This is a genomic window from Sphingobium olei (genome assembly GCF_042678845.1).
In the GTDB taxonomy this organism is placed as follows: Bacteria; Pseudomonadota; Alphaproteobacteria; order Sphingomonadales; family Sphingomonadaceae; genus Sphingobium; species Sphingobium olei.
The window spans coordinates 77,328-90,803 of sequence record NZ_JBHTLS010000124.1; the positions used below are offsets into that span (position 1 = coordinate 77,328).

Genomic DNA, 13,476 nt, shown 5'->3' on the forward strand with positions numbered 1-13,476 from the left:
GAACCTGACCGTTCCCGGCCCATCGGGGCCCATCAGCGCCATTCTCTTTTCGAGGGCTTGGGCGGACTTTGAGGCCGTCCGGATCGACCTGATGTCGACCGGCGGGAGCCCTCGACGTGACGCCCACCAAATTGCTCATCGGACAGATCCTGGTCGTCTTCGCGATCGTCGTCGCGGGACTGTGGGCGGCGACGCAATGGGCCGCGGCGATGCTGGGCTACCAGCCGGAGCTCGGCCCCGCATGGTTCCGTGTCGCCGGCCTGCCGGTCTACCGGCCCTGGGCGCTGTTCGCCTGGTGGTATCACTTCGACGCCTACGCGCCGCATGTGTTCGACCGCGCCGGCGCGCTGGCGGGAGCAAGCGGCTTCATCGGCTGCGGCGCCGCGATCTTCGGTTCGCTGTGGCGGGCACGGCAGGCGCGGCACGTGACCACCTATGGCTCCGCCCGCTGGGCGACGCAGAAGGAGATCGAGCGCGCCGGGCTGCTGCGCGATGCCGGCGTGATGCTCGGGCGCCTCGGCGCCCGCTATCTTCGCCATGACGGGCCCGAGCATGTCATGGCGTTCGCGCCGACCCGTTCGGGAAAGGGCGTCGGCCTAGTCGTACCGACGCTGCTGAGCTGGACCGGCTCGGCGGTCATCCACGACATCAAGGGCGAGAATTGGCAGCTCACCGCCGGCTGGCGCGCGCGGTTCAGCCACGCGCTGCTGTTCAATCCGACCGACGCGCGGTCCGCCCGCTACAATCCCCTTCTCGAAGTCCGACGCGGCCCGAACGAGGTCCGCGACGTTCAGAACATCGCCGACATCCTCGTCGATCCGGAAGGCGCGCTCGAGCGGCGCAACCATTGGGAGAAGACCAGCCATTCGCTGCTCGTCGGCGCGATCCTCCACATCCTCTATGCCGAGGAGGAGAAGACGCTCGCCCGCGTCGCCACCTTCCTCTCCGATCCGCAGCGCCCCTTCGTCGCCACACTCCGGCGGATGATGACGACCAACCATCTCGGCACCGAAGATGCGCCGCGGGTCCACCCGGTGGTCGCCTCGGCCGCGCGCGAGCTTCTCAACAAGAGCGAGAACGAGCGCTCGGGCGTGCTCTCGACCGCCATGTCGTTCCTCGGCCTCTATCGCGATCCTACTGTTGCCGAGGTCACTTCGCGCTGCGACTGGCGGATCGCCGACCTGATCGAAGCCGAGCGCCCGCTGTCGCTCTATCTCGTCATTCCGCCCTCAGACATCAGCCGCACCAAGCCGCTCGTGCGTCTGGTGCTCAACCAGATCGGCCGACGCCTGACCGAGCGTCTCGATCAGTCCGGGTCCGAGCGACGCCACAAGCTGCTGATGATGCTGGACGAGTTTCCCGCGCTCGGGCGGCTCGACTTCTTCGAGACCAGCCTCGCGTTCATGGCCGGCTACGGCATCCGCGCCTTCCTCATCGCTCAGAGCCTCAACCAGATCGAGAAGGCCTATGGCGAGCACAATTCGATCCTCGATAACTGCCATGTCCGCGTCGCCTTCGCGACCAACGACGAACGTACCGCCAAGCGCATTTCCGACGCGCTCGGCACCGCGACCGAGCAGCGCGCGATGCGCAACTATGCCGGCCACCGCCTCGCGCCCTGGCTCGCCCACGTCATGGTCAGCCGCCAGGAGACCGCTCGGCAACTGCTGACGCCCGGCGAGGTGATGCAGCTATCGCCCGACGAGGAACTGGTGCTCGTCTCCGGCATGGCGCCGATTCGCGCCCGCAAGCTGCGCTATTTCGCCGATCGCAACTTCACCGGTCGCGTCGCCGCGCCGCCGGCGCTGTCCGATGGTCGCTATGCCGACCGACCCAGCGCCCGGAGGGATGACTGGAGCGGGATCGTCCGCGGCCCGGATGTGCGGCTCGGCCAATCGGACGCGCCCGAGGAGCTCACCGAGGACGGCGGCCTCGAGCAGCAGCGCCATCCCGGCCTACCCGAACAGTCCGCGCCGCAGCCCGAAACCGCGCCCGATCCGGCGCTGGCGCTCGCCGACGACGAGGACATCGCCGCCGACCAGCGCGCCATGGACCAGGCGCGCGGTCTCACCGCCGTCGCCCGCGGCTATGCCCTCAACGAGGGCAGCGACCGCGATCTCGTGCCGGGGCTGTAAGCCATGAAGGTCCGGCAGAACCTCTATATCGATCGCGAGCTGAGCGACGCGCTGGAGGCGCTCGCGGCGGGCACCGTCGGCAACAAGTCGCGGCTGGTGAACGACGCGCTCGCGGACTGGCTGGCGCGGCGGGCCACCCGAGAGATCGATGACCTTCTCAAGCACCGCCTCGACCGGATCACCCGCGAGATCGGACATGCGCGCCGCGACATCGAAGTGCTGCTCGAAAGCCTGTCGCTGTTCGTGCGCTACCAGCTGATGGTGACGGCGCCGCTTCCCGACGCCGATGCCGCTGCCGTCGCCGTCGGCCGCGAGCGGTTCGAGAAATTCGTGGCGCAAGTCGGCCGACAGCTCGCCGGCGGCAAGCGCTCCATCGGTCACGATCCGGACACCGGAGGCGCGGCATGAGCGGCGCTCCCGACACCGTATCCGAGGGCCGGCGCCGCGCGATGCTGCGCACGGCGATGGGGCCGACCATCGCGGCGGCGCTCGCCGATCCCCTCGTGCTCGAGGTGATGGTCAATCCCGACGGCGCGCTCCGTCTCGACCGGCTCGGCGAGGGACGTACCGACACGCTGGTCCGCTTCGACCCCGCGCAGGTCGAGCGGATCATCCGCCTGGTCGCCTCCCACGCGCGGACCGAAGTCCATGCCGACCGGCCGATCGTCTCCGCCGAGCTGCCGCCGCATGGCGAAGGGGCCGGCGAACGGTTCGAGGGATTGCTACCGCCGGTCGCGCTCGGCCCTTGCTTCTCGATCCGCAAGCCCGCGACCCGGCTCTACACGCTGATGGATTATGTGAACGACGGCATCATGTCGGCCGATGCGGCGCGCCTGCTCTCGCTCGCCGTCGTCGAGCGCCGGAATATCCTGATCGCCGGCGGCACCAGCTCGGGCAAGACCACGCTCGCCAACGCGCTGCTGGCCGAGATGGCGCATCTCGATGAGCGCGTGCTGCTGATCGAGGACACGCGCGAGCTCCAGTCGCCCGCCGCCGATACCGTCGCGCTGCGTACCCGACCGGGCAGCGTCTCCATGGCCGACCTGGTCCGCTCGACGCTGCGCCTGCGTCCAGACCGGATCATCGTCGGCGAGGTGCGCGGTCCCGAGGCGCTCGACATGCTCAAGGCCTGGAACACCGGCCACCCGGGCGGGATCGCCACGGTCCATGCCAACAGCGCCGCCGCCGCACTCTACCGCGTCGAGCAACTCGTGCAGGAGGCGGTAGTCACGGTGCCGCGGCGGCTGATCGCCGAGGCCATCGACGTCGTCGTGTTCATCGCCGGACGCGGCACAGGCCGGCGGATCGAGACGATCGCGCGGCTCGCAGGCCTCGATCCGGACGGCAACTACGGCCTCGCCGACCTCACGCCCCCTCCCGAACCCCCGATCCATGGAGACTGACCCATGCCCGTATTCCGCATATCCATCCGCCCGTTCCTGTCCTTCCCGCTGCTCGCGCTCGGCTGCGCCGCGCTCTCGACCAGCGCCTGGGCCAGCGGCTCCGGCATGCCCTGGGAACAGCCCCTGCAACAGGTGCTGGAGTCGGTGCAGGGACCGGTGGCGAAGATCGTCGCCGTGATCATCATCATCGTAACCGGCCTGACCCTCGCCTTCGGCGAGACCGCGGGCGGGTTCCGGCGGCTGATCCAGATCGTGTTCGGCCTGTCGATCGCGTTCGCCGCCTCGTCCTTCTTCCTCTCCTTCTTCAGCTTCGGCGGCGGAGCGCTCGTCGCATGACCGGCGGCGGGCATATCGAAGGCTTCGAGGCGCCGGTCCACACCAGCCTCGGCCAGCCGATCTTGCTCGCCGGCGCGCCGCGCGGTCTGGCGATCGTCAACGGCACAATCGCGGCTGCGATCGGGCTCGGCCTCCAGCAATGGCTGGCGGGCATCGCGATCTGGGCGGTCGGGCACAGCCTCGCGGTGTTCGCGGCGCGGCGCGATCCCGACTTCGCGCCGGTGCTGATCCGGCATCTGCGCCAAAAGGGGCATCTCGCATGCTAGCGCTGCACGAATATCGGCGGCGCGCCGATCGCCTCGCCGATCATCTTCCCTGGGCGGCGCTGGTCGCCCCCGGCATCGTCCTCAACAAGGACGGCAGCTTCCAGCGCACGCTCGCCTTCCGCGGCCCGGACCTGGAAAGCGCGACAGAGGCCGAGCTGGTCGCGGCATCGGCGCGGGCCAACAACGTGCTCAAACGGTTCGGCTCCGGCTGGGCGCTGTTCTTCGAGGCCGAGCGGCGCGAGGCGCTCGGCTATCCCGAGAGCCGCTTCCCCGATCCCGTATCCTGGCTGGTCGACGAGGAGCGCCGCGCCGGCTTCGAGGCCGAAGGCGAGCACTTCGAAAGCCGCTATTACATGACGCTGCTCTGGCTGCCGCCTGCCGACAGCAGCGATGCCGCCGGCCGCGCGCTGGTCGACCGGCCCGACCAGGACGGCACGCGCGACTGGCGCGGCGAACTTGCCCGCTTCATTGCCGAGACCGACCGCGTGCTCGACCTGTTCGGCGGCTTCATGCCGGAAGTGCGCGCGCTCGACGACGCGGAGACGCTGACCTATCTCCACGGCACCGTTTCCGGGATCCGCCACGGCGTCGCCGTTCCGGACACGCCGATGTACATCGATGCCGTGCTCGCCGACACGCCGCTTGCCGGCGGCCTCGAGCCCAGGCTTGGCGACCGGCATCTGCGCACCGTGACCGTGCTCGGCTTTCCGAGTTTGAGCCGGCCCGGCATCCTCGACGCGCTCAACGCGGCGGATTTCGGCTACCGCTGGACCACCCGCTTCATCGCGCTCGACAAGACCGACGCGACCAAGGTGCTCACCCGCATCCGGCGCCAATGGTTCAACAAGCGCAAGTCGATCACCGCGCTCCTGCGCGAGGTGCTCTACAACCAGCCGACCCAGCTCCTCGACAGCGACGCCGATAACAAGGTGCTCGACGCCGACCTGGCGCTCCAGGAACTGGGCGGCGACCATGTCGCGTTCGGCTATCTGACGACGACGATCACCGTCGCCGACACCGATCGCGCAAAGGTCGACGAGAAGGTCCGCGCGGTCGAGCGGATCGTCAACGGGCTGGGCTTCACCTGCGTGCGCGAGACCATGAACGCGGTAGAGGCCTGGCTCTCGTCGCTGCCGGGTCACGCCTATGCCAATGTCCGCCAGCCGCTCGTCCATACCCTCAACCTCGCCCACCTCATGCCGCTCTCGGGCGTGTGGGCGGGACCGGATACGAATCGCCACCTGGGCGGCCCGCCGCTTCTCCATGCGCAGACCTCGGGCACGACGCCGTTCCGGCTGTCGACCCATGTCGGCGATGTCGGACATATGCTGGTCGTGGGACCGACCGGTGCCGGCAAGTCGGTGCTGCTCGGGCTGATCGCGCTCCAGTTCCGCCGCTACGCGAACTCTCAGATCATCATGTTCGACCTGGGTTTCTCCGCTCGCGTGCCGGTGCTGGCGATGGGCGGCTCGCATTATGCCCTGGGCGGCCACGGCGAAGAGATCGGCCTCGCGTTTCAGCCGCTCCGCCGCATTCACGATCCGCTGGAGCGTGCCTGGGCGGCCGAATGGCTGGCCGCTCTGCTCGCCCATGAGAAGGTCGCGGTCACGCCGCAGGTCAAGGACGCGGTCTGGTCGGCGCTCGGCAACCTCGCCACCGCGCCCGTAGAGGAGCGGACGCTGACCGGCCTCGGCATGCTGCTGCAGTCGGCCCCGCTCCGGCTGGCGCTGACCCCCTATACGGTCGAAGGCCCCTATGGCCGGCTGCTCGACGCGGCCGACGAGACGCTCGCCTTCGCCGACGTACAGTGCTTCGAGACCGAGGCGCTGATGCTTCAGGCGGGCGTCGTCGCCCCGGTCCTCAACTATCTCTTCCATCGTCTCGAAGCGCGCTTCGACGGGCGTCCGACGCTGCTCGTCATCGACGAAGCCTGGAGCCTGCTCGACGATCCGATGTTCGCAGCGCGCATCCGCGAATGGCTGAAGACGCTGCGTAAGAAGAACGTCGCCGTCGTTTTCGCCACCCAGTCCCTCGCCGACATTACCGAAAGCAGCATCGCGCCCGCCATCATCGAGAGCTGCCCGCAGCGCATCCTGCTGCCCAACGACCGCGCGATCGAGCCGCAGAGCCGGCAGGCCTATGAGCGTTTCGGGCTCAACGACCGGCAGGTCGAGCTGGTCAGCCGGGCCACGCCCAAGCGCCACTATTACCTCCAGTCCGCCCGCGGGAACCGGCTGTTCGAGCTCGGCCTCGGCCCTGTGGCGCTCGCGCTGTGCGGCGCCTCCGGTCCCGAATGGGTCGAGCGCGTCGATGCGCTGCTCGGCGAGCACGGCCCCGGCGACTTCGCCGACCGCTTCTTCCGCGCAGCAGGGCTCGACTGGGCCGCCGAACTGCTCGTCCGCTTCCCTGGTCCCCAACCGCAAGCCCCACAGGAGATATGATGATGCCTCGTCCTACCGTCACGCTTTCGCGCAAGCACGCCATCGCGGCCGCGCTTGCCGCCGCTTCCATTCTGTCGCTGGGCATGGCGGTGAGCACGCAGCCGGCTTCGGCGCAGATCACCGTCTTCGATCCCAACAACTACAGCCAGAACATCCTGACCGCCGCGCGCACGCTGACGCAGATCAACAACCAGATCCGGTCGCTGCAGAACGAGGCGACGATGCTGCTCAACCAGGCGAAGAACCTCAGCCGCATCGACTTCCCGGAAATCCAGGCGATCACCGAACGGCTCCAGCAGATCGACCGGCTGATGGGCCAGGCACAGGGGCTGAACTTCCGGGTCTCCGGACTCGACGAACAGCTTCGCCGGCTCTTCCCGCAGGATTTCAGCCAGGCGCTCTCCACCAATGACCGGGTGCTCGCAGCACGGCAGCGACTCGACACGGCGATGGCGGCGTATCGCCAGACCATGACGGTCCAAGCGCAGGTGGCGGAGAACGTCACGGCCGACGCAGGGACGCTGACCGCGATCATGGCGAAGAGCCAGGGCGCCGAAGGCGCGCTGCAGGCGGCGCAGGCCACCAACCAGCTCCTCGCACTCAGCGCCAAGCAGCAGTTCCAGATCCAGAACCTGATGGCCGCGCAATATCGCGCCGACGCCACCGAGGCAGCACGCCGCGCCCAGGCCGAGGCCGAAGGTCGCGTCGCCACCCGGAAGTTCCTCGGGACCGGCTCCGCCTACACGCCCCAATAGGCGCGGCCGGCCCGACGCGGCGGCGGTCTCGCCTCCCGCCGCCGCGCCGCGGGGCGTGGCCAAGCTCCCCCGCCACGTCCCGCGGCACCCTTCATCCGCAAAGGAAGGCTCACGTGCAGGATCTCAACGTCATCGACCGCTTCATGGCCGCCTTCATCCGCTACATCGACAGCGGGTTCGGGCTGCTCGGTCCCGACGTCGGGTTCCTCACGGCGACGCTGATCGGCATCGACATCACACTCGCCGGGCTGTTCTGGGCAATGGGCGGCGAGCAGGACGTGATCGGCCGCTTCCTGAAGAAGATCCTCTACATCGGCGCGTTCGCGCTGATCCTGAACAGCTTCTCGACGCTCGCCGACATCATCTTCCGTTCGTTCGCGCAGGCCGGGCTCACCGCCGGCGGGGGCACGCTTTCCGCCGACGACCTGCTCAAGCCCGGCCGCCTCGCGGGCACCGGCTTCTCCGCGGCCTGGCCGCTGCTCGACCAGGCGTCGAGCATGATGGGGTTCGTCAGCTTCTTCGACAATTTCCTGACGATCGCGGTGCTGCTGTTCGCCTGGGTGATCGTCATCCTCGCCTTCTTCATCCTCGCCGTGCAGATGTTCGTCACGATCATCGAGTTCAAGCTGACCTCGCTGGCCGGCTTCATCCTCGTGCCGTTCGCGCTGTGGAACCGGACCAGCTTCCTCGCCGAACGCGTTCTCGGCAACGTGGTGTCCTCGGGCATCAAGGTGATGGTGCTCGCCGTCATCGTCGGCATCGGCTCCAATTTCTTTGCCGAATTCACGACGTCGATGCAGGGGCAGGAGCCTGATCTCGGCCAGGCCATGAGCCTGACGCTGGGCGCGCTCGCACTGTTCGGGCTCGGCATCTTCGGCCCGGGCATCGCGTCCGGTCTCGTCGCCGGCGCGCCGCAGCTCGGCGCGGGCGCGGCGGTCGGCACCACGCTGGGCGCAGCGGGCGTGGTTGCGCTCGGCGGCGGCGCCGCCATGGGCGCGGCACGCCTCGCGGGCGCCGGCGCGCTCGGCGCGGTCCGCGCCGGGACGGCGATGGGCTCCGCGGCGTCGACCGCCTACAAGCTCGGTCAGGAGACCTCCGGCTCCTCAAGCGTGGGCGCCGGCCTCAAAGGCGTCGGTCAGGCGGCCGCCGGCGCGGCCCGGCAGCGCGCCGGATCAGCCTTCGGGCTCAAGGCCGCAGCGGAATCGGGACGCGCCGCCGCATGGTCTGCACTTTCCGGCAATAGCGGCGCGCAGCCGACGGCGCCTGCGAGCGCGGAGGCCGCGCCGTCCTGGGCACAGGCGCTGCGGCGCCAGCAGGACGCGCGGCATCACCGCCACATCGCGCTTCAGACGCTCAAGGAGGGCGACCGTGGCGGCGCCTCGGCCACCCCCGACATCAAGGAAAAGGAGGAATAAGCCATGCGTTTCAAGCGAAGCGTCCAACGCTACGGGCGCACCCCAGAACCCGAGACGCCCTACCAGCGCGCCGGGCAGCTATGGGACGAACGCATCGGATCGGCGCGCGTCCAGGCGCGGAACTGGCGGCTGATGGCCTTCGGCGGCCTGGCGCTCACCACCGCCATGTCCGCGGCGCTCGTCTGGCAATCGCTGCAGAGCAAGGTCGTGCCCTATGTGGTCGCCGTCGACCGGCTAGGCGAAGCCCGGGCGGTCAGCGAAGCCGAGCGCGACTACCAGCCGAGCGACCCCCAGGTCGCCTGGCATCTCGCGCGCTTCATCGAGCACGTCCGGTCGGTGTCGCTCGACCCGGTCCTCATGCGCCGGGACTGGCTGTCGGCCTATGATTTGGTGACCAGGCGCGGCGCCCAGTTCCTCGGCGACTATGCGCGCGCCGCCGATCCGTTCGGCAGGATGGGCGAGCAGACGATCTCGGTGCAGGTGACCAGCGTCGTCCGCGCGTCGGATCGCTCCTTCCAGGTCAAATGGACCGAGACCGGGTTCGAGCGCGGCGTGCGGACCGGCACGTCGAACTGGACCGGCATCCTGACCGTGGTGCGAAAGGCCCCGACTTCGGCGGAGACGCTCCGCCGCAACCCGCTCGGCATCTATATCGACGCCATCGACTGGAGCCGCGAGCTCGATTCGGCGGCGGCGCCGGCGGCGACGCCGTCGCCGGCCCCTGCATCGCCTCCGCCTGCGAACGTGCCGCGCGGATCTCCGCTCGACTCGACGCTCGCCGCCAAACCGACACCCCCCACTGTTCCGGAGAACCGGCAATGACCCGTCAGCTTGCCCTTACAGCCATGGCTGCGCTCGCGTTCACCCCCGCCGCCGGTGCACAGTCCAATCCATCATTCGCTTCCGGCCGGCCGCCGCACGGCGTCGCCGCGATTGGCGCCGCTAATGCCGACGCCACCGTGGAACCGCGCCGTCCCGATTTCATCAACGGAACTGCGGTCTATCCCTTTGCCGACGGCACCATCTACCGCGTCTATACCGCGCCGGAACGCGTGACCGACATCGCACTCCAGCCGGGCGAGATCCTGATCGCGGTGGCGAGCGGCGACACGGTGCGCTGGGTGATCGGCGACACCGCGAGCGGAACGGGCGCGGAGAAGCGGGTCCACGTCCTAGTCAAACCGTTCTCCGCCGGCCTCAGCACCAACCTGGTGATCACCACCGATCGGCGGACCTATCACATCGCGCTCGCCAGCACCGGCGGGCCGGCGATGGCGGCGCTGTCGTGGAGCTATCCGCAGGATGCACTCCTCGCGATCCGCCGCGCCCAGGAAGCTGCGGCGGCGGCCGCGCCGGTGGCGGCGGGGCTGGAGATTGAACGCCTCGATTTCGGCTATTCGATTTCAGGCGATCGGCCTTCGTGGCGCCCGCTGCGAGCGTTCGATGACGGGCGGCAGACCTTCATCGAATTCCCGCCGTCGCTCGCCGTCGGGGAAGCACCCCCGCTGTTCCTGGTAGATCGCAAAGGCGAGGCCCAGCTGGTCAACTACCGCCTGCGCGGACGCTATTATGTCGTCGACCGCCTGTTCGATAATGCGGAGCTCCGCCTCGGCGCCAAGCGCCAGCAGGTCGTGCGGATCAGCCGGATCGGCCGGAGGTCGTCATGACTGACGCCATCATATCGAACGAACCCGCGGTCGCGCCCAAGATCGACCCCGAGACATTGGTCCTGCGCGCGCAGCCCGCACCTGCGATCCGGTTCAAGCGCGGGCTTGTCGTCGGACTCGCGGCCATCGCCATCATCGTGCTGGTCGCGGCCGCCTGGTTCGCGCTGAAACCGCGAAACCTGCACCTTGTGGGCGAGCAGAGCGATCTCGCCGAACCGGCCAAGGCTCCCGGCGATGCCCTCAGCGGGCTCCCCGCCAGCTACGGCGATGCGCCCAAGCTCGGCCCGCCGCTTCCCGGCGATCTCGGCCGGCCCATTCTCAAGCACCAGCAGGCGATGACGGAAGGCGTGCCGCCCCAGCCGAATGCGGCCGAAGAGGCGGCGCGGACGGCACAGGAGCAGGCTGCGGCCGAGCGCAAGGCGGCGCGCGAATCCGGCGTGCTGGTGCATAGTGGTGCCCGCGCCGTGTCGGCCGAGGCCGCGCCGGCTGCCGTCGCGACGGCGCCGAGCGATGCCGATGCATCCAAGCTGGCACTGGACCCGAATCGCGATCCCAATGCGCAGCAGCGCAAGGCCGATTTCGTGTCGACATCGGACCGCGGCGGCGACGTCAATCCGCACCTGATCCGCCCCGCCGCCTCGCCCTACATGCTGTCGGCCGGCAGCGTGATCGCCGCAAGCCTCATCACCGGCCTGCGATCCGACCTTCCCGGGCTAGTCACGGCGCAGGTCACCGAGCGCGTGTTCGACAGCGCCACCGGCCGCATCCCGCTGATCCCGCAGGGCGCGCGCCTGATCGGCACCTATGATTCCGTGGTGGCCTTCGGCCAGCGCCGCGCGCTCGTCGTCTGGCAGCGCATAATCTTCCCGGATGGCCGTTCGATCCGGATGGAGAACGTGCCGGCCACCGATCCCTCCGGCTATGCCGGGTTGGAGGACAAGGTTGATTTCCACACCTGGACGCTCCTCAAGGGCGTGGCGATCTCGACCCTGCTCGGCGTCGGCTCCAACCTCACCTTCACCGGCGAGAGCGACCTCGTACAGGCCATCCGGGAATCGACCCAGCAGAATGTCGCGCGCGCCGGCGACCAGCTCACCTCGCGCAACCTCCAGATTCAGCCAACGATCACCGTGCGGCCAGGCACGCCAGTGCGCTTGGTCGTGCATCGCGATCTCGTGCTCTCTCCACCATCCGAATAGGTGACCTATGCCAGACCTGAAGCTGCCCAAGCTGCCTGATCGCACGCCCGTCAGGCTCACGATCAGCATCACGCCCGACCTCCAAGCCGCCCTGAACGATTACGCAAAGGTCTATGCGGAAACCTATGGTCGCGAAGAACCTGTGACTGAGCTCATCCCGGCAATGCTCGCGAGTTTCGTCGAGAGCGATCGCGCGTTCTCGCGCTCGCGAGCAAAGCCATGAGCAGAGCGCGAACCATCAAGGACCGCCATAGTGCGGCAGAGGCAACGCCTACCCTGTTCGAGGACCTACCGACCGAGCCGATCTGCGTCAGGGTGGCAGCCGCGGTCAAACTGACGGGTATCCCGCGGTCCACACTTTATGAGCTGATTGGTTCTGGCGAAATCGAAACCGCTAAAATCGGGAGATCCACCTTCATCCTTTATGCCAGTCTCAAACGGCTGTTCGAGAAGCACTAGCGCTGATTGGTACAGTGCAATGATTCCTGCACCACCGAGCTCAAGGATTCACGGGGCGAGTCCAACCTTCGGCAAGCTTCTCAATCACTTTCTCGAACCAGCCCTCATACCAATACCAGGCATTCGCGATGGACACGCCATAGCCCTTGGCTGGGGTGCGTGCCTCCAGCTGCTGCGCGAGCTTGGTGTGATCGTACATGTTGAAGTTGGGATAGCCTGCCTCTCGCACCTTGGCGACGATCTGCGAGGGCAGGTACTTCTGCCGCTCGACCTCCTTGAGCAGGACGCGCTCGACCGCCTGCGCCTCGGGCGAGCCAGGCCGGACGAAGTCGATCGCAAGGTCCGCATTGGTGGCCCGTCCTGTAACCTTGGGAACGAAGGCGACGCGGTACCGAAAGCGCGGATCCTTCTGCTCGTCCTCAGTCAGCGCGTTGTGGAAGTTGTCCATTGCGGTTGCGATGTGCGCTGGCAGGCTCTCTCCGGCGAGCAGCGCGCGCTGCCCGCCGTCGAACGTCACGAACTGCAATGCGATTGGCAGGCGTCGCTCGAGCGCGAACTGCCCACCGAACAGCGCTTTGATGGCGTCATTGAAGTTAAGGCAGCAGGCTTGGAGCTTGGCACTGAGCGCGTCGTCGATGCGATTGGTCGAGCGGTGCTCGATCTCGTGCCGGATCTCGAGCAGGAACTTCAGATTATTGATCGTGCCGCGGTCGAGCGGGCATGCGCCCGTCGCGATGCACTGGCCCAGCTCCCAATATTTCTCGGCGCCGCTCGGTGTGGTCTGTACCACGCCGGCGCGGCGGTAGCGATAATCTACCCCCTCCCGCCGGTAGTAGGCGTGCATCAGGTAGGTCCAGGCGATGATCGCGGTCACGATGAAGATTTCGGCACGGAAAAGCAGCCCGGCGCCGTTGAACGTGTGGACCGCTGCGATCATGGCCTCTCGCGCCTTTATCAGCAGTTCGTCGCCGCGAGCGCTTAAGCCGGTGTCCGGGTCGACATCGGGCCAGGCTGCGAGATAGGCGTCGAGTTCGGTATCGCTCGCTGCCCTGACCGCGCGGTGCTTCGCACCGTCGCGAATTTCCGAGATACGCGCGTGATTGATCGATCGCGTGGGGCGAGAGAAATAAGCTTGGATGTCCTGCGGCACGAAATTGCGCGCGAGCATGGCCTTAACCAACGCCACTTCCCAGCGCTCCAGGGTATTGCCCGGTCGTCTCGCCATATGCCCCTCCCACACACATGATTGGCTCAAGACGGTGTGTCGGCAAGCCCTAGGGTCAGGACTCGTTGATCACAGCCAGAAGATGACGGTGGCTGCGAGCGCGATGGCCGAGAAGAACGTAGTGGGGCATCGATCGTAGCGCGTGGCGACCCGGCGCCAGTCCTTTAAGCGGCCG

14 protein-coding genes and 1 pseudogene are annotated in these 13,476 nt (G+C 68.1%); 13 read left to right on the plus strand and 2 right to left on the minus strand.

Annotation, left to right across the window (positions count from 1 at the left end; all coding sequences use genetic code 11):
- Positions 1 to 116: 116 nt before the first annotated feature.
- The 13 genes from ACFQ24_RS11245 to ACFQ24_RS11305 all read left to right on the plus strand — a co-directional run bounded on the left by ACFQ24_RS11245 (position 117) and on the right by ACFQ24_RS11305 (position 12,076).
- Positions 117 to 2,135, plus strand: coding sequence for a conjugal transfer protein TraG (locus ACFQ24_RS11245; RefSeq protein WP_096341781.1), 2,019 nt, complete (start codon positions 117 to 119; stop codon positions 2,133 to 2,135).
- Between the two features lie 3 nt (positions 2,136 to 2,138).
- Positions 2,139 to 2,543 carry a CopG family transcriptional regulator gene (locus tag ACFQ24_RS11250; protein WP_096341782.1) on the plus strand — a complete coding sequence of 135 codons (405 nt, stop codon included), beginning with the start codon at positions 2,139 to 2,141 and terminating at the stop codon, positions 2,541 to 2,543.
- Complete coding sequence (gene trbB, locus ACFQ24_RS11255) at positions 2,540 to 3,538, plus strand: P-type conjugative transfer ATPase TrbB (RefSeq protein WP_096341783.1); 999 nt, start codon at positions 2,540 to 2,542, stop codon at positions 3,536 to 3,538. The genes ACFQ24_RS11250 and trbB overlap by 4 nt, the downstream gene beginning before the upstream one ends.
- A 3-nt stretch (positions 3,539 to 3,541) precedes the next feature.
- Entirely contained in the window at positions 3,542 to 3,874 is a 333-nt protein-coding gene (locus ACFQ24_RS11260; protein WP_096341784.1) for a TrbC/VirB2 family protein, read from the plus strand.
- Entirely contained in the window at positions 3,871 to 4,140 is a 270-nt protein-coding gene (locus ACFQ24_RS11265) for a VirB3 family type IV secretion system protein (RefSeq protein ID WP_096341785.1), read from the plus strand. The genes ACFQ24_RS11260 and ACFQ24_RS11265 overlap by 4 nt, the downstream gene beginning before the upstream one ends.
- Entirely contained in the window at positions 4,134 to 6,581 is a 2,448-nt protein-coding gene (gene trbE / locus ACFQ24_RS11270) for a conjugal transfer protein TrbE (RefSeq protein WP_096341786.1), read from the plus strand. The genes ACFQ24_RS11265 and trbE overlap by 7 nt, the downstream gene beginning before the upstream one ends.
- Positions 6,581 to 7,336, plus strand: a complete 756-nt coding sequence (trbJ, locus tag ACFQ24_RS11275) for a P-type conjugative transfer protein TrbJ (RefSeq protein ID WP_449325445.1) — start codon at positions 6,581 to 6,583, stop codon at positions 7,334 to 7,336. Before trbE ends, trbJ begins: the two co-directional genes overlap by 1 nt.
- A gap of 113 nt (positions 7,337 to 7,449) precedes the next feature.
- Positions 7,450 to 8,751, plus strand: coding sequence for a P-type conjugative transfer protein TrbL (gene trbL, locus ACFQ24_RS11280; protein ID WP_096341787.1), 1,302 nt, complete (start codon positions 7,450 to 7,452; stop codon positions 8,749 to 8,751).
- A 3-nt stretch (positions 8,752 to 8,754) separates the two neighbouring features.
- Positions 8,755 to 9,573, plus strand: a complete 819-nt coding sequence (trbF, locus tag ACFQ24_RS11285) for a conjugal transfer protein TrbF (protein ID WP_380911229.1) — start codon at positions 8,755 to 8,757, stop codon at positions 9,571 to 9,573.
- Positions 9,570 to 10,418 (plus strand): P-type conjugative transfer protein TrbG, encoded by an 849-nt coding sequence (trbG, locus tag ACFQ24_RS11290; protein WP_096341789.1) that lies wholly within the window; start codon positions 9,570 to 9,572, stop codon positions 10,416 to 10,418. Before trbF ends, trbG begins: the two co-directional genes overlap by 4 nt.
- Positions 10,415 to 11,617 carry a TrbI/VirB10 family protein gene (locus ACFQ24_RS11295; RefSeq protein WP_096341790.1) on the plus strand — a complete coding sequence of 401 codons (1,203 nt, stop codon included), beginning with the start codon at positions 10,415 to 10,417 and terminating at the stop codon, positions 11,615 to 11,617. The genes trbG and ACFQ24_RS11295 overlap by 4 nt, the downstream gene beginning before the upstream one ends.
- 7 nt (positions 11,618 to 11,624) lie before the next feature.
- Positions 11,625 to 11,840, plus strand: a complete 216-nt coding sequence (locus ACFQ24_RS11300; protein ID WP_096341791.1) for a DUF2274 domain-containing protein — start codon at positions 11,625 to 11,627, stop codon at positions 11,838 to 11,840.
- The gene (locus ACFQ24_RS11305) at positions 11,837 to 12,076 is read left to right on the plus strand and encodes a helix-turn-helix domain-containing protein (protein ID WP_096341792.1); all 240 of its coding nucleotides are present in this window, start codon (positions 11,837 to 11,839) and stop codon (positions 12,074 to 12,076) included. The genes ACFQ24_RS11300 and ACFQ24_RS11305 overlap by 4 nt, the downstream gene beginning before the upstream one ends.
- 40 nt (positions 12,077 to 12,116) lie before the next feature.
- Here the strand turns inward: ACFQ24_RS11305 and ACFQ24_RS11310 are convergent, their stop codons facing one another.
- Complete coding sequence (locus tag ACFQ24_RS11310; RefSeq protein WP_380911232.1) at positions 12,117 to 13,301, minus strand: DUF3644 domain-containing protein; 1,185 nt, start codon at positions 13,299 to 13,301, stop codon at positions 12,117 to 12,119.
- Between the two features lie 69 nt (positions 13,302 to 13,370).
- Positions 13,371 to 13,476: pseudogene (locus ACFQ24_RS11315) on the minus strand (IS5/IS1182 family transposase); the annotation flags it as partial.